At 74.5% G+C, this 24722-nt stretch carries 19 protein-coding genes; 12 read left to right on the top strand and 7 right to left on the bottom strand.

Annotated features, from left to right (window positions below):
- The first annotated feature begins 68 nt into the window (after positions 1-68).
- The 7 genes from IF651_RS06005 (at position 69) to IF651_RS06035 (ending at position 10369) form a co-directional block, all read left to right on the top strand.
- Positions 69-1262, top strand: a complete 1194-nt coding sequence (locus IF651_RS06005) for an ADP-ribosylglycohydrolase family protein (RefSeq protein ID WP_338403800.1) — start codon at positions 69-71, stop codon at positions 1260-1262.
- Positions 1259-2698 (top strand): ADP-ribosylglycohydrolase family protein, encoded by a 1440-nt coding sequence (locus IF651_RS06010; RefSeq protein ID WP_191828179.1) that lies wholly within the window; start codon positions 1259-1261, stop codon positions 2696-2698. Before IF651_RS06005 ends, IF651_RS06010 begins: the two co-directional genes overlap by 4 nt.
- Positions 2695-3651, top strand: a complete 957-nt coding sequence (locus IF651_RS06015) for a ribokinase (protein WP_191828180.1) — start codon at positions 2695-2697, stop codon at positions 3649-3651. The genes IF651_RS06010 and IF651_RS06015 overlap by 4 nt, the downstream gene beginning before the upstream one ends.
- Positions 3648-5723, top strand: a complete 2076-nt coding sequence (locus IF651_RS06020; RefSeq protein WP_191828181.1) for an SUMF1/EgtB/PvdO family nonheme iron enzyme — start codon at positions 3648-3650, stop codon at positions 5721-5723. The genes IF651_RS06015 and IF651_RS06020 overlap by 4 nt, the downstream gene beginning before the upstream one ends.
- The gene (locus IF651_RS06025; RefSeq protein ID WP_191828182.1) at positions 5720-6928 is read left to right on the top strand and encodes a CaiB/BaiF CoA transferase family protein; all 1209 of its coding nucleotides are present in this window, start codon (positions 5720-5722) and stop codon (positions 6926-6928) included. The genes IF651_RS06020 and IF651_RS06025 overlap by 4 nt, the downstream gene beginning before the upstream one ends.
- Positions 6925-7815, top strand: coding sequence for an HpcH/HpaI aldolase/citrate lyase family protein (locus IF651_RS06030; RefSeq protein WP_191828183.1), 891 nt, complete (start codon positions 6925-6927; stop codon positions 7813-7815). Before IF651_RS06025 ends, IF651_RS06030 begins: the two co-directional genes overlap by 4 nt.
- Positions 7816-7891: 76 nt before the next feature.
- Complete coding sequence (locus tag IF651_RS06035; protein ID WP_206715172.1) at positions 7892-10369, top strand: alpha/beta hydrolase-fold protein; 2478 nt, start codon at positions 7892-7894, stop codon at positions 10367-10369.
- A gap of 25 nt (positions 10370-10394) precedes the next feature.
- Here IF651_RS06035 and IF651_RS06040 read toward each other — a convergent pair whose 3' ends face one another.
- Both IF651_RS06040 and IF651_RS06045 read right to left on the bottom strand, forming a co-directional pair.
- Complete coding sequence (locus IF651_RS06040) at positions 10395-10829, bottom strand: YchJ family protein (RefSeq protein WP_191828184.1); 435 nt, start codon at positions 10827-10829, stop codon at positions 10395-10397.
- Positions 10830-10950: 121 nt separating this feature from the next.
- Positions 10951-12564, bottom strand: coding sequence for an asparaginase (locus tag IF651_RS06045; RefSeq protein ID WP_241744141.1), 1614 nt, complete (start codon positions 12562-12564; stop codon positions 10951-10953).
- 201 nt (positions 12565-12765) lie between these two features.
- Here IF651_RS06045 and IF651_RS06050 point away from each other — a divergent pair, with 201 nt between their 5' ends.
- Positions 12766-14151, top strand: coding sequence for a pyridoxal phosphate-dependent decarboxylase family protein (locus tag IF651_RS06050; protein WP_338403801.1), 1386 nt, complete (start codon positions 12766-12768; stop codon positions 14149-14151).
- A gap of 27 nt (positions 14152-14178) precedes the next feature.
- Here the strand turns inward: IF651_RS06050 and IF651_RS06055 are convergent, their stop codons facing one another.
- The 4 genes from IF651_RS06055 to IF651_RS06070 form a co-directional block, all read right to left on the bottom strand.
- Positions 14179-14496, bottom strand: a complete 318-nt coding sequence (locus IF651_RS06055) for a hypothetical protein (protein ID WP_191828186.1) — start codon at positions 14494-14496, stop codon at positions 14179-14181.
- The gene (locus IF651_RS06060) at positions 14493-15128 is read right to left on the bottom strand and encodes a hypothetical protein (protein WP_191828187.1); all 636 of its coding nucleotides are present in this window, start codon (positions 15126-15128) and stop codon (positions 14493-14495) included. The genes IF651_RS06055 and IF651_RS06060 overlap by 4 nt, the downstream gene beginning before the upstream one ends.
- Positions 15129-15165: 37 nt before the next feature.
- Complete coding sequence (locus IF651_RS06065) at positions 15166-16074, bottom strand: WXG100 family type VII secretion target (protein WP_191828188.1); 909 nt, start codon at positions 16072-16074, stop codon at positions 15166-15168.
- A gap of 140 nt (positions 16075-16214) precedes the next feature.
- Complete coding sequence (locus tag IF651_RS06070) at positions 16215-17321, bottom strand: ScyD/ScyE family protein (protein ID WP_191828189.1); 1107 nt, start codon at positions 17319-17321, stop codon at positions 16215-16217.
- Between the two features lie 355 nt (positions 17322-17676).
- On the opposite strand from IF651_RS06070, the gene IF651_RS06075 reads away from it, so the two are divergent.
- From IF651_RS06075 to IF651_RS06085, 3 genes are read left to right on the top strand one after another with little or no spacing between them, the layout of a single operon-like run.
- Entirely contained in the window at positions 17677-18699 is a 1023-nt protein-coding gene (locus IF651_RS06075; protein ID WP_191828190.1) for a 3-oxoacyl-ACP synthase III, read from the top strand.
- Positions 18696-21410: an alpha/beta fold hydrolase gene (locus tag IF651_RS06080; RefSeq protein WP_338403802.1), complete on the top strand. Its 2715-nt coding sequence runs from the start codon at positions 18696-18698 to the stop codon at positions 21408-21410. The genes IF651_RS06075 and IF651_RS06080 overlap by 4 nt, the downstream gene beginning before the upstream one ends.
- Complete coding sequence (locus IF651_RS06085) at positions 21407-22432, top strand: NAD-dependent epimerase/dehydratase family protein (RefSeq protein WP_191828191.1); 1026 nt, start codon at positions 21407-21409, stop codon at positions 22430-22432. Before IF651_RS06080 ends, IF651_RS06085 begins: the two co-directional genes overlap by 4 nt.
- 54 nt (positions 22433-22486) lie before the next feature.
- On the opposite strand, the gene IF651_RS06090 is transcribed toward IF651_RS06085, so the two are convergent.
- Positions 22487-23743, bottom strand: a complete 1257-nt coding sequence (locus IF651_RS06090) for an endonuclease/exonuclease/phosphatase family protein (RefSeq protein ID WP_191828192.1) — start codon at positions 23741-23743, stop codon at positions 22487-22489.
- Between the two features lie 122 nt (positions 23744-23865).
- Between IF651_RS06090 and IF651_RS06095 the strand changes: the two genes are divergently transcribed.
- A complete protein-coding gene (locus tag IF651_RS06095) occupies positions 23866-24705 on the top strand; it encodes a VOC family protein (RefSeq protein WP_191828193.1) in 840 nt (279 codons plus the stop codon).
- Positions 24706-24722 lie beyond the last annotated feature (17 nt).

Genomic DNA, 24722 nt, shown 5'->3' on the forward strand with positions numbered 1-24722 from the left:
GAGCGGCCCCTGGTGCCGCTCGGAGAACGACAGGAGTGAGAGACGTGACCTGGCTGGACGATCGAGCGGTGGCAGTGATCACCGGTGCTGCAGTGGGGGACGCGCTGGGAGGCGCGACCGAGGGCTGGACGCCCGAGCAGATCGAGGAGCGCCACGGCGGTCGCGTGACCGGCATCGTCGCCCCGTGGTACCCGAACTGGCAGGACGCGCGTCCGATCGCGCCCTACCACAAGGGTGACGGGCACATCACGGACGACACCCTCATGACGCGCGCGCTCGTCGAGGTCTACGCCAAGCGGCGTGAGCACCTCGACGCGTACGCGATGGCGGAGGACCTCGTCCCGCTCATGATCGGCGAGCCGCGCTGGATCCCGGAGCTCGAGTCCACCGCGCTGCTGCTGCAGCGCGTGTTCCTCGCGGAGAAGTGGATCGTCGCGCGCCTGCACTACGGGCACGTCGACCCGCGCGAGGCGGGCGTCGGCAACGTCGTGAACTGCGGTGCCGCGATGTACGTCGCGCCGGTGGGGCTTGCCAACGCGGGTGACCCGCGCGGGGCGTACGCGGAGGCGATCGACCTCACGGGGGCGCACCAGGCGAGCTACGGACGCGAGGCCGCGGGTGTCTTCGCCGCCATGGTGGCGGCGTCCGTCGCACCCGGAGCGACCGTCGACGACGTGGTGGACGCCGCCCTCGACGTCGCCCACGACGGCACCGCCGCTGCGCTGGGTGCCGTGGTCGAGGCGTTCGACGGCTGGACGACCGTGCCCACGACCGACGAGGAAGAGCGGGCTCTCGGACGCCTGATCCGTGAGACGGTCGCGCCGTTCGACTCGGTCGGGCCGGCGTACCGCCAGATGTCGATGGACGCGCGTCGCCCGTCACGCACGAAGTCGATCGAGGAGCTGCCGGCGGCGCTGGGCTTCGTCCTCGGCCATCGCGGCGACTTCCGCGGAGCGGTCCTCGGGGCGGTGAACTATGGACGCGACGCCGACTCGATCGCCGTCATGGCCGGTGCGGTCTGCGCCGGGATCGGCGGTACCGAGGTCGTGCCGGACGCGTGGCTCGACGAGATCGAGACGGCGAGCCGCATGGACGTCCGTGAGACGGGGCGGCTGATGGCCTCCGCTGCCGCGGACATCCTGCGCGACGACCGAGAGCGCGCGGCCGAGCGGCTGCGCTCGCTCGACGTGCTGGGTGGTGCGTCGCTCGACGGCACCTCGTCCGGCGCTCCTGTCGCCGCACGGACCGGGGGTTCGGCGTGAGACTGACCTGGGCCCAGCCCGAGGACCTGCTCGCGCACGAGCTCGTGCAGGCCGCGGCCGAGGGTGTCGACGCCCGCGCGCTCGCCGTCGTGGCCGAGCGCTGGGTCGCGGCCGGCGGCGATCCCGTGCCGGCGGTGAGCGGTGCCGGTCCGGTTCCCGCCACGGCCGAGCTGCGCGCGCTCGCGCGTGAGCTCCTCGACGAGCTCGACCTGCTGCCCGCGGCGGCAGCGCCGGACGAACCCGACGCGTGGGAGGAGATCGTGCGTCTTCTGCCGCCCGAGCCAGATCTGCCCGCCCGGCCGGGCGGCGTCGGGCACGTCCCTGGCGGCGGAGAGGATCGTGCGTACTCCGCTCGTGTGGAGGGCGCCTGGACCGGGCGGGCGGCGGGCTGCCTGCTGGGGAAGCCCGTGGAGAAGATTCCGCGTCAGGGCATCGAGGAGATCCTGCGGGCGACCGGCCGCTGGCCGCTCGACCGCTGGTTCACCGCCGTCGACCTGCCCGCCGACGTCGCGGCACGGTGGCCGTGGAACCGTCGCAGCGCGCCCACTTCGCTCGAGGAGAACATCGACGGGATGCCGGAGGACGACGATCTCAACTACCCGATCCTCGCGCTGGCGCTCCTGGAGCGGCACGGCCGCGGGTTCACGACGGACGACGTGGCGCAGCTCTGGCTCGATGCCATGCCCGCAGGACGTGTCTTCACCGCCGAGCGTGCCGCGTACCGGAACGTCCTCGACGCACGCCCGGTGCCGGAGACCGCCACCTACCGCAACCCGTTCCGCGAGTGGATCGGGGCGCTCATCCGCACCGACGTGCTCGGCTGGGTCTCTCCGGGCGACGTCCGCGGGGCGGCGCGGCTCGCGTGGACGGACGCACGGCTGAGCCACACGCGCAACGGCCTGTACGGGGCCATGTGGGCGGCGGCGCTCGCGTCGGCGGCCACGGTGTGCGACACGGTCGAGGAGGTGCTCGACGCCGCCTCGACCGTCGTGCCGCCACGCAGCAGGCTCGCCGAGGCGATCCGACTCGGGCGTGAAGCTGGTAGCGCCGGCGACACCTCCGAGGCGGGCGTCCGCGTCGGCCTCGACCGGATCCACGCCGCGTACGGCGACCTGCACTGGGTGCACGTGCTGAACAACGCCGCGGTCATCGCCTACGCGCTGACCGCGGGCCGCGGCGGAACCGGTCGCGGCGACTTCGGCGCGAGCGTCTCGATCGCCGTCACCGCCGGCTGGGACACCGACTCGGCGGGAGCGACGGTCGGCGGGGTCGTGGGCGCACTGCAGGGCGTCGACGGCATCGGTGCGCGATGGACGAGCCCTGTCGACGGCCGGATCGCGACGACACTGCCGGGCGGCGAGCAGCAGATCGCCGACCTCACGGCGCGCACGGTCGCGCTGGCCGGCGTGCGGGCCGACGAGGAGGCACAGGGATGAACGAGAACGCGTCAGTCAGCGGTGCCCGTCCGGCCGAGGGCCGAGTGGTCGTCGTCGGGTCGGCGAACGTCGACCTCGTCGTCGACGTGCCGCGCCACCCCGGTGGTGGCGAGACCATCCTCGGGGGCGACCTGCGTCGCTCGCCCGGCGGCAAGGGCGCGAACCAGGCCGTCGGCGCGGCGCGCGCGGGGGGCGCCGAGACGACGTTCGTCGGCGCGGTCGGGCACGACGACTCCGCCGACCTCCTGCTCGCGTCGCTCGAGCGGGGCGGGGTGCGGACCGACCTCGTGGCACGGTCCGCGGCCCCGACCGGCACCGCGCTCATCACGGTCTCGCCCGACGGCGAGAACGCGATCGTCGTGGCGCCCGGGGCGAACTCGGACGTCGCGATCGGCGCGGCGCAGCGCGAGCGCATCGCCGCCGCCGACGCCGTGCTCGCGCAGCTCGAGGTCCCGCTCGACGTCGTCCTCGCCGCGGCGCGGGCACGCACGCGGGGCGTGCCGATGATCCTGAACGCCGCGCCGTCGCGCGACCTGCCGGCCGAGCTGTGGACCGAGATCGACGTGCTCGTCGTCAACGAGCACGAGGCCGCGGACCTCGCTGGCGCGGGTGCGGACGCCGAGATGCTCGCGGGTGCGCTGCTCGCGCGCGTCCCTGCCGTCGTCGTCACGCTGGGCGGCGACGGGTGTCTCGTCGCGGAGCGCGGCACGCAGGACTGCGGGCCGGCTCTCGTACGTGTCCAGCCGGTCCGTGTCGACGCCGTCGACACGACCGGGGCCGGCGACACGTTCTGCGGCGTGCTCGCCGCCGCGCTGTCCCGGGGCGCGACGCTGCCCGACGCCGCACGCCTCGCCTCCGCGGCCGGTGCGCTCGCCGTCACCCGCCCTGGCGCTCAGGACGCCGTGCCGTCCGCGGCGGAGGTCGTCGCACTCTCCGAGGGAAAGGCGCCATGACCTACACGTTCGACCCGCTCGTCCCGCGACCCATCGACCTCCCGACGCAGGTCCCGCTCGACGGGGCGCTCACGTCGGAGCAGCTCGTCGCGCTCGACGAGGCGAAGATCTTCGTCGGCCCGTCCGACCCGGCGGACCGCCCGGCCTGGCGCGAGCGGCTCGCGGCGTGGCGCGACGACGCCCGACGGCGGCACGGGTACGGCGGCGCTGCCTACGAGCGGCCGGAGGCCGCGTGGGCCGCCGCCTGCTCGACCGTGGCGCAGGTGTGGCTGTGGGACGAGCTGCTCTACTCGTTCGACGAGCACCGGTTCACGCCCGAGAAGTTCCTTGCCGACGCGCGCGACCGGTTCGGCGGCCTCGACGCCGTCGTGCTGTGGCACGCGTACCCGGTCATCGGGATCGACGACCGCAACCAGTGGGACTTCTACCGTGACGTCCCCGGGATCGCCGACCTCGTCCGCACGTTCCACGACGCCGGGCTCCACGTCTTCGTCGACTACAACCCGTGGGACGTCGGCACACGGCGCGGCGGCGACGACCTCACCGAGCTCGCCGCGCTCGTGCGCGACCTCGGCGCCGACGGCGTCTTCCTCGACACGCTGAAGAAGGCCGAGCCCGAGCTCGTCGAGCGGCTCGAGGCCGCACGCCCGGGGATCGTCCTCGAGGGCGAGTCCAAGCTGGCGGTCGAGCGCATCGAGGACCACTCGTCGTCGTGGGCGCAGTTCTTCGCCGACTCGCCCGTGCCCGGCGTGCTGCGCGCGCACTGGTACGAGCGCCGCCACATGCAGCACCACGTGCGGCGCTGGCACCGCGACCACTCCGAGGAGCTGCAGTCCGCGTGGCTCAACGGCGTGGGCGTCATGGTGTGGGAGGTCGTGTTCGGCGTCTGGGTCGGGTGGTCGCGACGCGACGCCGCGACCCTGCGACGGCTCGTCACGGTCCAACGGGCCGCGCGACCGCTGCTGCTGGACGGGGAGTGGACGCCGCTCGCCGACGTCTCGCCCGAGGCGGAGACCGCAGGCGTGTACGCGTCACGCTGGGAGCTCGGCGGCGTGACGCTCTGGACGCTCGTCAACCGTGGCGAGCAGGACTACGACGGCCCGCTGCTCCCGCAGACCGAGGCGGCCCGGTCCGGTGACGCCGGTACGGTCCCGGCGCGCGGTGTCGCTGTCCTGCTCCACGTGAACGACGACGTCCCGGAGCCCGTGTGGCTGCCGGGCCTTCGCGACGCGGTGGGCTCGCTCGACGAGCGCGCGCCGCACGACGCCGACGCGCGGTTCCCGCACCGCGTCGCGAGGCGCGTGGTCCCTGCCGTGGGCGCCGTCCCCGCGCAGCCAGCCAGCAGGTCGTCGACGATGCCCCCGAGCGTGGCCGCCGACCTCGAACCCGAGCCCGGCGCCGTCGTCGTGCCCGCCGGGCCGTACGCGCTGACGGTCCGGTACCGCGCGCGGGAGACCGGGATGTACCAGGGCGCGCCCTACGTCGACGAGTGGAAGCCGCTCCCGCCGCGCCTGCACGACGCCAGGACCCTCCAGCGGGACGGCGAGCTCCCGACGCCCGTGGCGGTGGCGGCCTCGGAGGTGTCGAACGCCGAGTTCGCCGCTTTCCTCGACGCGACGGGCTACACGCCCAGGCAGCCCCACCGGTTCCTCTCGCACTGGGTCGACGGGCGCCCGGCCACCGGTACCGAGGACGAGCCGGTGACCTTCGTGGACCTCGACGACGCGCGCGCGTGGTGCGCGTGGCGTGGCGGACGGCTCCCGACCGAGGACGAGTGGCAGCTCGCCGGAGAGTCGGGCGGGCTGCGGCGTCGTTCGCCCGCGGTGTGGAGCTGGACCGAGAGCGAGCACTCCGACGGACGGACGCGGTACGTGATGCTCAAGGGCGGCAGCGACTACCGAGCCGACGGTTCGGACTGGTACGTCGAGGGCGGTCGGCACGCGCCCGACCACTCCGTGAAGCTCCTGCTCCCCGGGCTCGGGCTCGCCCGCGGCGCGACCGTCGGCTTCCGCTGCGCGTGGGACCTGACGGGCAGCGCCCCGTCGTCCACGGGCGGGGAGGTGACGGCATGACCGTCTCCCGCGACCCGTCCGTCGGCGCACTCTCCGGTCTGCGCGTCGTCGACGCCTCGACCCTCTTCGCCGGCCCCATGGCGGCCATGCACCTCGGGGACATGGGCGCCGACGTGGTCAAGGTCGAGCACCCGACCAAGCCGGACCCCTCGCGCACGCACGGCGCGGCGAGGGACGGGACGAACCTGTGGTGGAAGACGCTCGGCCGCAACAAGCGCACCGTCGCGGTGAACCTCGGCAGCGACGGCGGGCGCGAGGTGTTCCTCGGGCTGGTCGAGCACGCCGACGTCGTGATCGAGAACTTCCGGCCAGGGACGCTCGAGCGCTGGGGTCTCGGGTACGACGAGCTCTCGGCCCGCAACCCGCGGCTCGTGCTCGCGCGCGTCAGCGGGTTCGGTCAGCTCGGCCCGTACCGCACCCGTCCCGGCTTCGGCACCCTCGCCGAGGCGATGAGCGGGTTCGCGGCGATGACGGGCGAGCCCGACGGGCCGCCGACGCTCCCACCGTTCGGCCTCGCCGACGGCGTCGCGTCCCTCGCGACCGCGTTCGCCGTCATGGTCGCTCTGTCGACGCGAGAACGGACCGGGCACGGCCAGGTCGTCGACACGGCGATCATCGAGCCGATCCTCGCGATGCTCGGGCCGCAGATCACGCGCTGGGACCAGCTGCGCACGACGCAGCCGCGCACGGGCAACCGGTCGTCGAACAACGCGCCGCGCAACACCTACCGCACGAGCGACGAGCAGTGGGTCGCGGTCTCGACGTCCGCCCAGTCCATCGCCGAACGCGTCATGCGTCTCGTCGGGCGGCCGGACCTGATCGACGAGCCGTGGTTCGCGAGCGGGGTCGAGCGGGCCCGGCACGCCGACGAGCTCGACGCCGTCGTCGGCGGCTGGATCGCGCAGCGCACGCGCGAGGAGGTCGTGGTCGCGTTCGAGGCGGCGCAAGCCGCCGTCGCGCCGATCTACGACGCGCAGGACATCGTCGACGACCCGCAGTTCCGCGCCCTGGGCACCGTCCACGAGATCGACGACCCGGATCTCGGCCCGATGCTCATGCAGGGCCCGCTCTTCCGGCTCTCCGACAACGACGGTGTCATCCGGTTCACCGGCCGTGCCCACGGCGCGGACACCGACGAGGTGCTCGGCGAGCTCGGGTTCACACCCGAGCGCATCGCCGCTCTCCGCGAGGACGGCGCGGTATGAGCGCGACGACCGCGCCGCCGCTCACGCTCCTGTACGTGCCGGGGGACCGGCCGGACCGGGTCGTCAGAGCGCTCGCGTCGGCGGCGGACGCGGTGATCGTCGACCTCGAGGATGCCGTCGCACCCGCGCACAAGGACGAGGCGCGGGCGTCGACGGTCCGGCTGCTCTCCGCTCCGTCCGACCCGGAGGTCGCCGCCGTTCCGCGGGCCGTGCAGGTCCGGGTCAACCACCCAGCCACGCCGTGGCACGCCGCCGACGTCGCGGCGCTCGCCGGGCTGCCCCTCGCCGTCGGGGTGCGCGTACCGAAGGTCGAGTCGGCGGCGGACGTGACGGCGCTCGCCGCCGCGCTGCCGGGTCGCGCGCTGCACCTGCTCCTCGAGTCGGCGCTCGGGATCGAGCGCGCCTTCGAGATCGCCACGGCCTCGTGGCAGGTCGCAGCGATCGGCCTCGGCGAGGCCGACCTGCGCTCCGACCTGCGCGTGGACGACGAGGCCGGCCTGCTGTGGGCCCGCAGCCGCGTCGTCGTCGCGGCCCGGGCCGCGGGGCTGCCGTCACCGGTGATGTCCGCCTACACGAACGTGCGCGACCTCGACGGGCTCGCCGCGTCCTGCCGTGCCGGCCGAGCCCTCGGGTTCTGCGGGCGGACCGCGATCCACCCCGCGCAGCTCGACACCATCGTGGCCGCGTTCGCCCCGACGGACGCCGAGGTCGAGCGGGCGCACGAGGTCGTGGGCCGGATCGAGGACGCCGCGGCGTCCGGGTCAGGGGTCGTCACGCTCGCCGACGGCACGTTCCTCGACGTCGCGATGGTCGAGCACGCACGCGCCGTGCTCGCGCTCGCCCGACGTCGTCAGCCGCCCCCGGACGAGCCCGCCCACCGCCTCTGACCATTGCGCGACAGCCGAAGATTCTCGACGAGGAGAAGCCATGACCGCTGCACGACCCCGACGAATGATCGCTGCGGTGTCCACCACCGCCCTCGTGGCGGGGCTGGGCGTGGCCGGAGCCGCGCTGGCACAGCCTGCGCTCGCCGCCGAGCAGGGGAGCCTGGAGGCGGGGCAGGTCTCCGACTCGGCCGCCGGTCCGATCGACTACACGGTCTACCTCCCGCCCGGCTACGACGACGAGCCGGACCGCGCGTACCCGACCGTCTACCTCCTGCACGGCCGCGGCGACACGCAGGCTGCGTGGCAGCAGGTGAAGGGCGACCTCGACGAGCTCATCGTGGCGGGCGACATCCAGCCGCTCGTCGTCGTCATGCCCGACGCGCCCTGGAACGACCGGGGCAGCTGGTACACCGACTCGCTCTACACCGGGGACGACGCGCCGGGCACGGGGGTGCCGGTCGAGACCGCCTTGACGCAGGACCTCGTGGCGCACGTCGACGCCACGTACCGCACGGTCCCGGACCGGGCGGCGCGAGCCGTCGGCGGTTACTCGATGGGCGGCGCCGGCGCCCTGCGGTTCACGCTCGCGCACCAGGACACGTTCTCGGCCGGGATCGTGCTGAGCCCTGCCGCCTACGTGCCGCAGCCGCCGGCGGACTCGTCGGTCCGCGACCACGGCGCCTACGGCGTCGGCGATGCGCTCTTCGACGCCGACCGCTACACGGAGCTCTCCTACCCGACAGCGCTCGCGGACCTCGACCCCGCTCTGCCCGTGCACCTCTTCATCGTCGTCGGTGACGACGAGTGGGCCAACCCCGACCCGGCGGACGCGACGCACGACATCGACTTCGAGTCCGCCCGGCTCTACAACACCGCACGCCGCGTACCGGGTGTGACGGCGGAGCTGCGGGTCCTCGACGGCGGGCACGACTGGGAGGTGTGGCAGCCGGCGTTCCGCGAGGCGATCGTGGACGTAGCGGGGCGGCTGCGGACCGAGCCGGTCGAGCCGTGGGAGGCCGACCTCGTCGGGTCCGCCGGGGACGACCGGGCCGGTGGCATCGCCGCGCTGCCCGACGGCGGCACCGCCCTCGCGGTGAATCTCGCCGCGGCATGGGAGGGGTACGAGCCCGCGGGGGCGACGGACACCCTGGTCGTGCGGCGGGACGCGGACGGCGACGAGATCTGGCGGCATGCGGTGGCGACCACGGCCGACGACCGCGCGTACGGCGTCGTACCAGGTCCTGACGGAGGCACGATCGCGGCCGGCTACACGCGGGGCGACCTGGACGGTCAGCACGGTGGCACGACGCACGACGACGGGTACGTCGTCGGGCTGACGGCGGACGGTGACCGGGCGTGGACCGTGCAGACGGGCGATCCGGCCGCTGCTGACCGCTTCTACGCCGTCGCGTCGGACGGCGAGGGTGGCGCGTACGTCGCCGGTTACACGAGCGGTGCGATCGGAGACACGCCGAGCGCCGGGGACAAGGACGCCGTCCTGGGCAGGGTGGCGGCCGACGGCACGCTCCGGTGGCTGCGTCAGCTCGGGGGAGCCGGCGAGGACAAGGCGCTGGCGGTCGCCGTCGCGCCGGACGGCGCGGTGTACGTCGGCGGGGTCTCGGGGGCAGGTATGCCCGGCACCGAGCACAGGGGCGCGAACGACGGCTGGGTCGCGCGGTACACCTCGGGCGGCGAGCGGGAGTGGCTACGGGCCCTCGCGACCTCCGAGAGCGACCAGGTGAGCGGCCTCGTCGCGCGCTCCGACGGCTCGGCCGTCGCGATCGGGCACACACGGGGGACGCTCGGCGTCGAGGCGGCCGGGGACAACGACGTCGTCGCGCGGGCGTTCGACCGCGCGGGCGACGTGCTGTGGACGACCCAGACGGGCACCGCGACCGACGACCGCGGCGTCGCGGGCGTCCTCGGCGTCGACGACCAGGTCCTGCTCGTCGGGACCACGTACGGGGCGATGGGCATCGCGCGCGGAGGCGTGGACGTCGTCACGCTCCCGCTCGGCAAGGACGGTTCCGCCGGGGCCGTCACGCAGCTCGGCTCGCGCGAGCGTGACGGCGCCGACGAGTGGGACGACGCGAACCTCTTCGCCGTCGGTGCTTCGCCGTCGGGTGGTGATGGTGCGTCGTTCGCGCTGCTCAGCGGCCTGACCTACGGGTCGCCGGACCTGGCGTCCGGCGCCGGCGCGGGTGACGTGTTCGTGAGCCGGGTGCCGTGGGAGGCCGCACCGGGCGGGCCTGGCGGCGACGGGGAGATCGCGGACCTCGTCACGGTCACCGCGCAGTCGCGGTGCCTGGCCGGGCGGGTCGTCGTCGCCGTGCGGGCGGAGAGCACAGGGACGATCCCCGTCGACCTGATGATCCGGACCGACCTCGGCGAGCACTCGGCACCCGGCGTGCAGCCCGGCGCGAACGCCTATCAGTCGTTCTCCTCCCGGGCGGTCTCGATCCCTGCCGGCGATGTGTCGGTGTCGGTCGCCCGCGCGGGTGGGGCGCCGTCGGGCACGGTGATGGCGAGCTATCCGGAGCGCGAGTGCGGCTGACGGTGCACGGTCTGGTGCCGCCCGGCTACGGCGCGACGTCGCCGTCGACGTAGTACCAGCGCGCGTCCTCGCGGACGAACCGGCTTGTCTCGTGCAGCCGGCCCCGCGAAGACCGGTCCGAGCGCGCGCGGTGGTGCGCGACGAACTCCACCACCCCGGTCGCGTCGAACGGGCCACCGCCCTCGGTGCGCACGACGTCGAGGCGGCGCCACTCGACGTCGTCGTCCAGGTCCAGCCCGGCCGGGCGGGTCGACGGGTGCCACGTCGCGAGCAGGTACCGGTCGTCCCCGACGGCGAAGGCGCTGTACCGCGAGCGCATGAGCGTCTCCGCGGTCGGCGCTCCGGCGCCACCCTCGACGAGCCGGTCGGAGTGGTAGCGGCCGCAGCACGCGCCGTAGGTGTCGCCGGACAGGCACGGGCAGCGCGCGTCGTCGGGCAGCGGGGCCGCGTGGTCGGACATGAGGACGACCCTACGGGCCCAGAACGCCGGGCGAACGGAGAAGCCGAACCCGTGGTCCCTCCCCACGACGACGCGCGCGTGAGGGGGGACCACGGGTCCGGCTACCGGCGGACTCGAGGGGTCAGCAGGTGGTGGCCGGGTAGGCCGCGGTCGAGATGGTCTGGACGCCCTTGCCGTCCACGTTCTTGTAGGCCGTGAGCTTGGCGTCGCCGGCGGCGAGGTCCGCCGAGGACGTCGGGATCGTGTGCTTCACGGTCTTGCCGGCGGGGATCTTCGAGAACTTGTACCCGCCGGCCGGGCTGTCGACGCGCACGTCGACCGAGACCGTGTCCTTGTTGGTGATCGACACCGTGAGCTCGGCCTTGTCGGCCTTGCACGCCGGGGTCGCGGTGCCGGAGAAGAGGACGGCGGTCGCGCCCGGCTCGGCACCCACCGCGGCGGCGGTCGCCGACTGGTCGAAGCTCGGTGAGCCGAACGACGCGAACCAGGTCTTCGCGGTGTCGAGGTCGTCGGTGAACGCACGCGTCAGGAGCAGCAGGAGCCGGGCCTTGATCGCGGTGAGGTCGCCGCCGGCGATGATGCCGTTGCCCGAGCCGTAGGACGACCCGGAGCCGGTCCGTGTGGTCGAGACGAACCACATGCCCTTGTCCCGGATCGCGGCCGAGCGTGCCTGGCTCATCGCGGACGAGATGCCGCCCGCGCCGGTGCCGGCCGTCACGATGCCCTTCACCCCGGCGTCGGCGAACGCCGTGATGGACTCGCCACCCGCCTGCTGGTAGGACGTGACGATCTCGGTGCGCGGCAGGTCGGCCGGGGCGACGTCGGACAGGTCGAACGGCGTGAACCACTCCTCGCCGTCGCACGCCAGGACGCGAGCCGGAGCCCGCCCGAGCGTGATGTTCTCGCCGTCGATCCAGCCCAGGACGCCGTACTCGCGCGTCTGGAACGTGTCGATGCGGTACGAGTTGGTCTTGGTCACCTCGCGCGCGGCCTGGATCTCGTCGTTCAGCATGAGGACGGTGCCGAAGCAGTAGGTCTGCTGGGACGCCGCGATCTTGATCGCGTTGTACAGGTTCGCCGGGGCGTCGGTGCCGAACACGAGGTCGGTGTCGGGCCCGTCGCCCGCGCCCCACGGGCGCATGGAACCGGAGGTCACGACGGGCTTGCGCGACTGCACGGTGAGGTCGAGCCAGTACGCGAACTCCTCCTGGGTGTCGGTACCGGTGGTCACGACGACGGCGTCCGCGGTCTCGAGCTGCTTCTCGACCTCGAGCGTCAAGGCGTGGAACTGGGCGATCGAGTAGCCGGACGACCCGGCGTTGCCGAACTGCACGGCGCTGACGTCGGCGACGTCGTCGAGCTCGGGGCGCAGCGCGTCGAGCATGTCCTCCATGAGGTAGCTGCCCGAGCGGTAGCTGGTGAAGGTCTCGCGCCCGGTGGCCTTGCCGGAGATCGTGCCGCCGGTGCCGACGACCACGACCTTGGGCTTGCCGTCGACCGCGGTGGCGGTCGCGGTGCTGTATCGCGTGGAGGTGATGCCGAGCGGGTTGGTCGCCGTGGCGGCGCCCTGGGCGAGGACCGGCGTCTCGGCGCCGGCGGCGCGGGCGGCGGCCGCGGTGGCACGGGAGTCGGCGACCGCGTAGGCGACGGTGGCCAGGAGGGCCGCGAACAGGAGCGTCGCGGCGACGACGGCCGCGACGACGCGGCCGGACAGGGTCAGTGTGAACGTTCTCAACGTGGGCCTTCCATCGGGGGACGCAAGCCTTCTGACGATAAGAATCAGATGTTGCCTCGCCGTTTCCTGCGGGTAAGAAGTACGGACGTACCCGAACGGGCCGCCGCGACGACACTCCCGCGACCGCCCCGGCGAGGCCGCCGCGGCCTACCATCGGGGGATGAGCAGGTCCGTGCTCGACCACGGCGACCGCGTGCGACCGTGACGACCGCATCTCCGCAGGAAGACGACCTCCGCGAGGCGGCCCTCCGCAGCGCGCACGCGCACGCGTCGGAGTGGCTCGAGTCCCTCCGCACCCGACCGGTGCCGCCGCAGGCGAGCGTCGACGACGTGGTCCTCGCCCTGGGCGCGGCTCTGCCCGACGGTCCGACGCCGGCCGCCGACGTCGTCGACCTCCTCGCGGCCGCGTGCGAGCCGGGCCTGACCGCGATGCCGTCCGGCCGCTTCTACGGCATGGTCATCGGCGGCAGCCATCCCGCGGCGCTCGCGGCGGACTGGCTGACGAGCGCGTGGGACCAGAACTCGGCGTTGCGCACGCTCACCCCCGCGCACACCGCTGCCGAGGACGTGGCGAGCGCGTGGCTGCTCGACCTCCTCGGGCTCCCGCCCACCAGCGCGGTCGGGTTCGTCACCGGCGCGACGACGGCGAACTTCACGGCGCTCGCGGCAGCCCGCGGCGAGGTGCTGCGGCGGGCCGGCTGGGACGTGCGACGCGACGGGCTGACCGGGGCGCCGCGCGTCCGTGTGCTCGTGGGGGCCGAGCGGCACGAGTCGGTGGACCTCGCGCTGTCCTACCTCGGGCTCGGCGCGCCCGAGGTCGTGACCGCCGACGACCAGGGCCGGGTCTCGGCCGGTGCGCTGGAGGCCGCCCTCGACGACACCTCGGGCCCCACGATCGTCGTCCTGCAGGCGGGCAACCTGCACTCGGGGGCGTTCGACCCCTTCGCCGACGCCGTCGAGATCGCGCACCGGCACGGGGCCTGGGTGCACGTCGACGGCGCGTTCGGGCTGTTCGCCGCCGCCTCGCCCACCTACCGTCACCTCGTCGCGGGCTACGAGGGCGCCGACTCGTGGGCGACCGACGCCCACAAGACGCTCAACGTGCCGTACGACTGCGGGCTCGCGATCGTCGCCGACCCGGTCGCGCTGCGAGCAGCGATGGGCATGCACGGCGACTACCTCCCCCAGAGCACCGCGGGCGACCCGTTCGACAAGGTCCCCGAGCTCTCGCGCCGGGGACGCGCGTTCCCGGTGTGGGCGGTCCTGCGCGCGCTCGGGCGCGAGGGCGTGGCAGATCTCGTGGACGGGATGTGCCGGCACGCGGCCACGTTCGCCGACGGGCTGCGGGGGATCGACGGCGTCGAGGTGCTCCACGACGTCGTCCTCACGCAGGTCTGTGCGTCGTTCGGCGACGACGACCGCACGCGCGAGGTGGTGCGTCGCGTGCTCGCCGACGGCACGGCGTGGATGTCCGGCTCCCGCTGGCACGGACGCGCGGTGCTGCGCATCTCCGTGAGCAGCTGGGCGACGACCGACGACGACGTCCGCGCGAGCCTCGCCGTGCTCCGCCGCGCCGCAGCGACGTGACGCACCGAACCGCGCGACCGGCAGCGCCTACCGACGAGCGCCGCGTTCGCGGTCCTGACGCCGGATCGCCCGGCGGATCATGAGCAGTGCGACGCCGAGGCCCGCGAACCCCACGGCGACGATCAGACGGCCGATGTTCCGGCCGTCCTGGGAGTAGCCGGCGCCGAACATCGCCACCACCAGCACGACGGCGCAGACGAAGAAGAACCCCGCGATCCAGGGCGCGCTGGCGACGAGCTGGCGACGGTTCTTGACGAGTCGTTCCTGGTTCTTCGCCTCGCGCGGGTCGACCGGGCCCTGCGGACCGTGCGGCGGTTGCGGGGGATAGGAGCCGCCGAACGTCACGAGAGCGCCTCGCGCAGCGCGGCGAACGCGGCGTCCAGGTCGGGGTACGTGCCCTCCTGCACCGTGAGGCGGCCCTCGGCGTCGGCGGGCTCGGTGGCGATCTTCCACGTGCCGTCGTCGTCGCGGTGGGCGCTCGCGGCGCGCGTGGAGTCCACGGTCGAGACCTTGACACTCGCGGCGACGGCAGCGTTCTCCGCCGAGGCCTCGACTCCCTGCCGGGCGAGCGCGACGCCCGCGTCGACGAGGTCCCGGCCCTCGCCGATCGGGAGCACGTTCCACACGTCGAAACCGCGCGGTGTGATCATCACGCCGCCGATCCCCGTGCCGACGAGGACGGCCGCGTCGGTGCTCGACGGCCGGACGATGCCGATCTCGACCCAGCGGTCACCGCGTGTCAGGGCGCCGGCCACACCGCCGGCGTTCCCCTGGGCGGTGATGATGCCGTCGCTGATCGTCGCGAGGTCACGGACGAGCAGCGACGCGAGACCCGCGCGCCGCGACACCGCGGCGGCGTCGCCGGTGGTGTCGAGCCGCAGGCTCTGGGCGGACCGGGCCGCGGCCGGGCCCTCGCGCAGCGACAGGAGCGCGTGCAGCTCGAACGTGGTCAGGGGGAACGGTGCGGCGGTAGCCAAGGTCACTCCAGATGTGAGGTCGGTGGCGCGGTGCGGGTCAGTCGAACGGGTTCAGACTACGGAGTGGCCCCGTCACGTCGTCGACGAAGTCGGCCGTCGCGTCCACGGCGGAGGAGACGCCGTCGCCGATCGCGCCGCCGACGTCGCCGACGAAGGCGGTCGACGCGTTCCAGGCGTCGCTGACGCCGCCCGCGATCCACTCGGTGGTGTCCATGCCGTCCGGGGTGAGGAGGTTGAGGACGCCCCACGTGCCCGCCGCGACCGCGATGCCGGCGGTGATCCCCCAGCCGACCGGGTTCGAGGCGAGGAAGAGGGCGACGCCGGCGCCGCCGATCCCGGCACCGATCACGCCGTCCGCGATCTGCCAGCCGTCGCCGTCCATGATCCCGGTGATGCCCTCGGCCAGACCCTGCGCCAGACCGAGACCCGCGAACGTCGCGCCGAGGACGCTCACGCCGGTGGCGAACTTCCCACCGAGCCCGGCGATGTCGAGACCCGCGTCCAGCAGCCCGACGGGAATGCCCAGCGCCGTGAGCGTGTCCTCGATCCAGTCGCCGTCGGTCCAGGACCCGTCGTCCTGGTCGCCCGGTGCCCCCGGTCCGCCGGGCCCACCCGGCCCGCCGGGTCCACCCGGCCCGCCGGGTCCGCCCGGTCCGCCCGGTCCGCCGGACCCGCCGTCGCGGCTCGTCCCGTCCTGCTGGTCGGCGTTGAGCCGCAGCGTGTCCGCGGCGGCCGAGACGGTCTGCGCGGCCGCGAGCAGCTGAGGGTGCGCGGTGCCGGTCCACTCGTTCGCGAAGTCCTGCTGGTCGGGTCCCTGCCACCCGCTCTGGGCGACGAGCGAACCGACGTTCGAGCCGATGTCGCGCAACCGGTCGCTCGCGGTCGACATGTCCTTCGCGAGGTCCCGGAGTGCGGCGACGTCCGCGCCCCACAGCTGTTGGCTCACCCTGGCGCCCCTTCGTGCTGGTCCGACGGCACCCGTGCGCCGACCGGGTCAGACTAGTGGGCCGCACGACAGGGCTGCGATGGGGACCTCTCCCCGTCGGCGTCCGACGACCGACGGGGAGAGACCACCGTCCGTCCAGGTCAGTGGCGCGACCTGTCGAGCGTGTAGCGCACGAGGTGACCGTCGGGAGGAGACGTCTCGTCGGGCGGGAGCACGTTCGTCGTCGCGAGCAGACCCTTCGACGTGATCTCCACGTCTCCGGGCAGCGGCACCGTCACGACGGCCTGCGGACCCTTGCGCGCCGGCGTCGACACCTGCCCGCCGAACAGCTCGGCGACGTAGACCGTCCCCCGCACGTCCACCGCGAGACCGGTCGGGCTGAGCAGCCCGGTCGCGACGGTCCGGACCTTGCCCGTGAACGGGCTCACGGTGTGGACGGCGCCGCGGGCGCCGAGGGAGTCGTCCTCCGGCCCACCGGGAAGCGTCGTGACGTAGAGCTGGCCCCAGGGACCGATCTCGACGTCGGTCGGCACCGGCTCGAACCAGTAGTCCTTGCCGACCACGCACTCCGGCAGCCCCTGGCCCGCGGCGATCTCCGCGGTGATGCGCACCGGCTGGGCCGGCAGGACGGCGACGGTGCGGACGGTGCCGCGCCAGTCGACGGACAGGATGGAGTTGGCCGCGGCGTCCGCGACGAACGTGACGCCGACGGCGCTCGTCGTCGCGTAGGGGTGGGACTCGACGATGCCCTGGTACTGGGGACGGAGCTCCTCGGGGAGCTGGTCGAGGCACGACCGGCGGATGTCGCGGAAGCCGTAGGTGACCTTGGCGTCGGGGTTCCGGCGCTCCTCGAAGGCACCCACGTCGGCGATCGTCCGTGGTTCCCCCTGCGGCATGCCGTCGCGGTCCAGGCGGAGCTGCTTGACCGTCTGCGTCGCACCCGTCTCGGCGAAGGTGACGACCCCGTGGTCGTAGCTGACGGCACCGACCTCGGCCCCGTCCTCGGACGCGTACAGCACGGTGGGGGTGCCGTCGGGGGCCACGGACGTGAGCAGCCCCGCGAAGTTCTGGCTGACGAGAGTGGTCCCGCGCGGGCCCTCGGCGAGGCTCAGGGGCGTGACGAGACCGGTGGTGATCGTGGACTCGGCGGGTGGCAGGGGCTTCTTGCCCTCGCGGGCGAGCGCCGGGGTGGCGGCGAGCACGACGGCGGCGGTGGCCGCCGTGCACGCGGAGATGACACGTCTCACGGATGACTCCAGGGTGTGCGCAGGTGTTCGACGACGTCCCGGGCCGGACGCGGTGCGCTCACCGGTTCCTTCCGGTGGCGCGGACTCGGCCGTGGGGCCGCGGGGACGTGCTCCGTCGGCTGAGACGCAGCGTCAGGAGGGAGGCCGCTCGCCGTCCCGCTGATGCGTCGCGGTGCGGGGTCGGCGATCTTCACCCTGCGGTGGCGAACACCACACCGGACGCGCGGAACGGTGGAGCCGTGCGAAGCGTCCTACTCTCGGACGGGGGTGCTCGCGCACCCGCGGACCGACCGCCGCACGACGGTCCGGTGATCTGTCGTCGTACCGGCGCCTCGTGTGCCCGGAGGGAGCACGAGTGTCCGGGAACGCCACCACCAGGTTCGGCGACGTCGCGTTGCTGTCGGTGACCAGCAGGTTGCCGTCCACGGTCACGCCGTCGTCCGACATCCAGCGCCGGCTGGCCCCGACGCTGAAGCGCCTGCGACTGCCCTCGAGCCTGCTGGAACGGGTCGCGGGGGTCGAGGCGCGCCGGAACTGGGGGCCGGGGGAGGACGTGACCTCCGCGACGGTCGAGGCGGCGCGCGACGCGCTGGAGGTCGCCGGCGTCGAGCCGGAGGAGGTGGGCCTGCTCATCAACACCTCGGTGACCCGCCCGCACCTGGAGCCGTCCGTCGCGGTGGCCCTGCACCACGGGCTGGGCCTGCCGAGCTCGGCGGTGAACTTCGACGTCGCCAACGCCTGCCTGGGGTTCATCAACGGGATGACGCTGGCCGCCGGCATGATCGAGTCGGGCCAGGTCCGCTACGCCGTGGTCGTCGACGGCGAGGACGCCGACGACCTGCAGGTCAATACCGTCGAACGCCTCCTGCGCGCGGATGTCGCACGCGAGGACCTCCTGTCCGAGTTCGCCTCGCTGACGCTCGGCTCCGGGTCGGCCGCCGCCGTGCTCGGACCGGCGCAGGCGCACCCGGACGCCCACCGCGTCCTCGGCGGGGTGACCCGCGCGGCGACCCAGCACCACGGACTGTGCCTGGGCAGCCCGGACGGGATGTTCACGGACGCCGAGGCGCTGCTCGAGGGCGGGCTGGAGCTGGTCGTGGACGCCTGGAAGGACGCCGTCCCGGAGTGGGACTGGGGAACCATGGACCGCTACATCACGCACCAGGTCTCGCGGGTGCACACGAACGCGATCGTCGAGGCCGTCGGGCTCGACCGGTCCAAGGTGCCCACGACGTTCCCGCGGCTGGGCAACGTCGGGCCGGCGTCCGTGCCCATCACGCTGGCGCAGGAGGCCGCGTCGCTCGTCGCCGGTGACCGCGTGCTGCTCATGGGCGTCGGCTCCGGCATCAACACGGCCATGCTGGAGCTGGCCTGGTGAGCCTGCGCGCGGCGACGAGCGCCCCGGCCGGCCTGCCCGGCCTCGACCCACGGTTCAGTCACGTGCGCGGCGAGTGGCACTACCTGGACAACGGCCCCGTGCTGGCGGCCCGGGGCGTGCACCCCACCGCCACCGTGCTGGCCGTGCACGGCAACCCGACGTGGTCCTACCTGTGGCGAGACCTCATCGCCGCCGCCACGGACCGCGCGACCGCACCCGCCGCGCCGGGCGAGGTCCACGACGTCTGGCGCGTCGTCGCCGTCGACCAGCTCGAGATGGGGCTGTCCGCCCGCACCGGGCGCCGCCGCACCCTGGCCGAGCGGGTCGCGGACCTCGGCGCGTTCACGGAGGCCCTCGGGCTCGACGGCCCGGTCGTGACCCTCGGGCACGACTGGGGTGGGGTGGTCTCGCTCGGCTGGGCCGTCGACCACGCCGACCGCCTCGCCGGCGTCGCCCTGCTCAACACCGCCGTGCACCAGCCCGACGGCGCCGCGATCCCCGCGCCGCTGCGGCTCGCCCTCGCGCGGGGCGTGCACCGGCTGGGGACCAGCACCACCCCTGCGTTCCTGGAGACGACGCTCGCGATCGCCCACCCGCGGCTGCCCGACGACGTCTCCCGGGCCTACCGGCTGCCCTACCGCAGCGCCGCAGACCGCGCGGGCATCGAGCAGTTCGTCGCCGACATCCCCGTGGACCTCGACCACCCGAGCCGGGCCGAGCTGGACCGGATCGCCGCCGGGGTCGCGCGCCTCGGCGCGCGCGACGTCCCGGCGCTGCTGCTGTGGGGCGCGCGCGACCCGGTGTTCTCCGACCGCTACCTCGACGACCTCGTCTCCCGCCTGCCCGGGGCGCACGTGCACCGCTTCGAGCACGCTGGTCACCTGGTCGCCGAGGACGTCGACTACGCCGGGCCGGTGCTGAGGTGGCTCGAGGACGACGTCCGCCCCGCCGGCCCGGACACCGGCCGCGCCGGGGCGGGCGGCACGGGCGCGCTGGCCGGCTCAGCGACGGTGTCCCGGGACCGGCCGGCGTCGGGCACGAGGACCTTCCGTCCGATCTGGGCGACCCTGGACGAGCGTGGTGCCGACCCGGCGACCGCTCGCGAGCCGGCGGTGCTCGACCTGACCGCCACCGGCCCGGGCCGCGAGGTGAGCTGGGGGGCGCTCGACCATCAGGTGCGGCGCATCGCCGCAGGCCTGCACGAGGTCGGGGTGCGCCGCGGGGACCGCGTGTCCCTCCTCGTGCGGCCCGGCCCCACGCTGACCGCCCTCGTCTACGCGTGCCTGCGCATCGGGGCGGTCGTGGTCGTGGCCGACGCCGGGCTCGGTCTGCGCGGGCTGACCCGCGCCCAGCGGGGCGCGTGGCCGCAGTACCTGATCGGGCAGACGACGGCGCTCGCGGCCGCCCGTGCGGCGGGCTGGCCCGGGGTGCGGATCTCCGCCGAGCCGCTGGACCCGGTGCGGCGCCGCGTATTGGGCGTGGAGCACGAGCTGGTCGACGTCGCGCGTGCCGGCGAGGGCCGGGAGCTGCCGCCCGAGCCGGGTCCTGATGACGCGGCGGCGGTGCTGTTCACGTCGGGCTCGACCGGACCGGCCAAGGGCGTGCTGTACACGCACGGACGCCTGTCCGCACTGTGCGAGGCTCTGGCCGCGCACCTCGACGTCGGGCCCACGACGGGCCTGGTGACCGGGTTCGCGCCGTTCGCGCTGCTCGGCCCGGCGCTCGGCACCCGCTCCGTGACGCCCGACATGGACGTCTCCGCGCCGCGCACGCTCACCGCGCGGGCGGTCGCCGACGCCGTGCGGGCCACCGACGCGCGGCTCGTGTTCCTGTCCCCGGCCGCGATCCTCCATGTTGTCGAGACTGCCGTCGACGCGGATTCCGGGTTGGACGACGCGGACCGGGACGCGCTCGGGCGGGTGGAGACGTTCCTGTCCACCGGCGCGCCGATCAGCGCGGAGCTGCTGGCGGCGGCCCAGTCGATCATGCCGGGTGCCGAGCCGCACACCCCGTACGGGATGACCGAGTGCCTGCTGGTCACCGACGTCACCCTGGCCGGGATCCGCGCGGTCGCGGACGCGCCGGACGCCGGGGTGTGCGTGGGACGGCCCGTCGGCTCGGCGCGGGTGCTGGTCAGCGCGCTGGACGACGACGGCGCGGCCACCGGTGCGCCGTCGGACGAGCCGGGCGTGCTGGGCGAGGTGCTGATCAGCGCCGAGCACCTCAAGGAGAGCTACGACCGGCGCTGGCTGACCGACGTCGCCGCCGAGCGCGACACCCCGCCGGGCCGCTGGCACCGCAGCGGCGACGTCGGGCACCTGGACGCCGACGGGCGGCTGTGGATCGAGGGTCGGCTGGCGCACGTGCTGACGACCGCACGGGGTCCGCTGGCCCCGGTCGGCCCGGAGCAGGCGGTCGAGCGGGTCGACGCCGTGCGGCGCGCGGCCGTGGTCGGCGTCGGGCCCGCGGGGGTGCAGCAGGCGGTCGCGGTCGTGGAGTCGCTGCCCGCCGCGCGGCGCCCGGGTCTGGCGCCGACCGCGCTCGCCGAGGCGGTGCGTGCGGCGGCTGCGGACGTGTCGGTGCCGATCGCGGCGGTGCTCGTGGTCGCCGAGCTGCCCACGGACGTACGGCACAACTCCAAGATCGACCGGGCGCGGTTGGCCTCCTGGGCCGGCCGGGTCCTGGCCGGTGGTCGGGTGGGTGCGCCGTGAGGGTGCTGGTCACGGGCGCCTCGGGGCTGCTCGGCGGCGCGGTCGCGCGGGTGCTGGCCGCTCGGGGCGACCAGGTGCGCACCTTCCAGCGTCGCCCGTCGGGGGTCGCGGGGGTCGAGGACGTCGCCGGGTCGCTGGTCGACCCGCGGGCGGTCGCCGCGGCCGTGACGGGGGCCGACGCCGTCGTGCACCTGGCCGCGAAGGTCTCGCTCACGGGCGACCCGGCCGAGTTCGCCGCGGTGAACGTCGACGGGACCCGGACCCTGCTGGACGCCGCCGAGCGAGCCGGCGTGCGTGCGTTCGTGCAGGTGTCCTCGCCGTCGGTGGCGCACCTCGGCGACTCGCTCGTGGGCGTCGGCGCGGGCCCGGCCGACCCGCGGCGGGCCCGCGGGGAGTACGCGCGGACCAAGGCGGCCGGCGAGCTGCTGGCGCTGGCGCGCGACGGGGGAACGCTGCGGGTGGTGGCGGTGCGCCCGCACGTGGTGTGGGGCCCCGGGGACACCCAGCTCGTCGAGCGCGTCGTGGACCGGGCCGCCCGCGGGAGGCTGCCGCTGCTGGGGCACGGGGCGGCGCTCATCGACACCACCTACGTGGACAACGCCGCCGACGGCATCGTCGCCGCGCTCGACCGGCTGGGCGACCGCACCGACGTGGTGGGCGGCCGCGCCTACGTGCTGACCAACGGCGAGCCGCGCCCCGTGGCCGACCTGCTGACCGGGATCTGCCGGGCCGCCGGTGTCGAGCCGCCGCGGTGGCGCGTGCCCGCCGGGCTGGCCCGGACCGCGGGTGGGATGGTCGAGGCTGCCTGGCGCGTGCGCCCCGGGGCCGACGAACCACCGATGACCCGGTTCCTCGCCGAACAGCTGTCCACCGCCCACTGGTTCGACCAGCGCGAGACCTGGTCCGACCTGGACTGGACCCCGGCGACAACCATCGACGAAGGCCTCCACCACCTCACCACCCACTACGCCACGACCCAACCCACGACCCAACCCACGACCCAGGCGTCGAACACGACCTGAGGGTCGCGAGGCGGCCCGTGACGACCCTCAGGTCGTGTTCGGCGGGTTTGGTGGTCAGCGCAGCGTGAGGTCGAGCCACACCAGGCGGTGGTCGCTGCTCGGGAACGGGTAGACGCCCGTGAGGCGCGACAGCGGGTCGGCCTGCTCGGGCCAGAACACGCCGGTGTCGCGCACGCGCAGGTCGCGCGACGGCAGCACGTAGTCCGCGCGGAGGTTGCCGGGGGCGGTGTCGGCGAAGTCGGCGGTGTCGAGCGCGGGGTCGCCCCGGTGGGTCGTGTTGGCCCCGCCCTGGAGCGCGGCGGCCTCGACCGCGCCGCCGGACGTCGGCGCCGGGTCCTGGATGCGCCGGTTGTCGAGGAGCTGGTCGATCGCGGCCTCGACCGAGTCGCCGTCCAGCGGGTCGGCGTTCTGGTCGCCGAGGACGACGAACGACTCGCTCGGTCGCAGCCCGCCGCGGTGGCCGTCGTCGTCGTAGATGTACCGGGACGTCTTGCCGGGCGTGACGTAGTCGGACCAGAACCGGATCTCGTCGTGGTTGCGGCGCCCGTTGCGGTCCTCGGGACCGTCGAACGTCGGCGGCGTCGGGTGCGAGGCGAGCACGTGCACGGTCTCGCGCCCGACGCGCACCGGCACGTCCCAGTGCGACTTGCTCGACAGCCGCACGACGTCGAGCTCCTCGTCGGTGAACCAGTCCGCGGGCTCGGGCGTCGCCGGGTCGTCCGGCAGGAGCGCGCCCGGCATGTCCTTCCACAGGAAGTCCTGGAACGTGCGGACGCCACGAGTGTCGATCGGGTACCGCGACAGCACGACCATCCCGTACTGGCCCTCGAACGCGCCGAACCCGAACGCGTCGTCCCCGCCGCCGACGGTCCCGTCGTCGTTGAGGTCGAACCCGCTCGGGACACCCGTGTTCGACGGCGCGACGTACGCGTACCGGTACTCGATCGGCGTCGCGCCCGACTGCCCCACCTCGAGGTAGTTGTCGCGGAAGAGGTCGACCGCCTCGCGGCCCGGCACGTAGTCGAACTCGTTGAGGAGCACGACGTCCGGGCGCGTGCGCTGCAGCACCTCGGCGATCGTCGCGGCCTGCGCGTCGTCGGGCGTGGACAGGTCCGCGACGAGCTCGCCCTCGGTCGCGCGGTTGAGGCTCGCGTTGTACGTCGCGACGCGCAGCTCGGTCCCCTTGTCGTGGCCGTGGCCGTGGCCGTTACCGGGATGCCCGACGGCGGCTCCCGCGGTCAGCCCGACCGCGCTCAGCGCGAGGCCGGCGACGAGTGCGGAAGCGACGGTGGTCCGGCGTCTCGTGGTCATGGTCCTCACCCTAGGCGCGCGCTGTGCGACCGGGAAGGGCCGACGGGTGCACGGTGGCCGAACGGCCGGTGACGACGTCCGGGCGGCGCGCGGGTGTGGGTGGTCGGTGGCAGCGTGGCCTCATGGACGAGGACAGGCGCTCCGCGGCCGAGCTGCCGCCACGCACGTACCCGCACGGTGTGCCGTGCTGGGTGGACACCGAGCAGCCCGACGTCGACGCGGCGCTCGCGTTCTACGGCGCGCTCTTCGGCTGGGACTTCGAGGACAGGCTGCCTCCGGGCGCGGGCGGGCGGTACGTCGTCGCGTCGCTCGGCGGGCAGGACGTCGCGGCGATCGCGTCGGGGCAGGGCCCGCCGGAGTGGATCACGTACGTGGCCGTCGACGACGTCGACTCCGCCGCGCGCGGCGTCCCCGACCTGGGTGGCGTGGTCCTGGACGGCCCGACCACGGTCGGCCCGCCGGGGCGCATGGCGGTCGTGCGGGACCCGCAGGGCGCGGCGTTCCGCCTGTGGCAGCCCGGCACCCGGCTCGGGGCGCAGCGCGTCGACATGCCGGGGGCGTGGGTCTTCAGCACCCTGCGCACGCCCGACGTCGAGCAGGCGATGCGGTTCTACGGCCCGCTGCTCGGGTGGGAGGTGTCACCGGACCTCGGCCTGGGCATGGCTCGCGTCCGTGGGTACGGCGACCACCTCCAGCGCACGGTCAACCCGGAGATCGACGAGCTGCAGGTCGACGCACCACCGGGGTTCCGTGACGTGGTGGCGGGCGTCGAGACCGGTCCTGGTGCCGCGCGGCACACCGTGATGTTCGCCGTCGCGGACCGCGACGACGCGGCGCGCGCGGCCGAGCGGGCGGGCGGCACGGTGCTCTCGTCGTCCGACACGCAGTGGACCCGCGATGCCGTGGTCCGCGACCCGCAGGGCGCCGAGCTCACGCTCTCGCAGTACACCCCGCCGGCCTGAGCCGGCCCCGGCGCGCG

It is taken from the genome of Cellulosimicrobium arenosum (genome assembly GCF_014837295.1).
Lineage (GTDB): Bacteria > Actinomycetota > Actinomycetes > Actinomycetales > Cellulomonadaceae > Cellulosimicrobium > Cellulosimicrobium arenosum.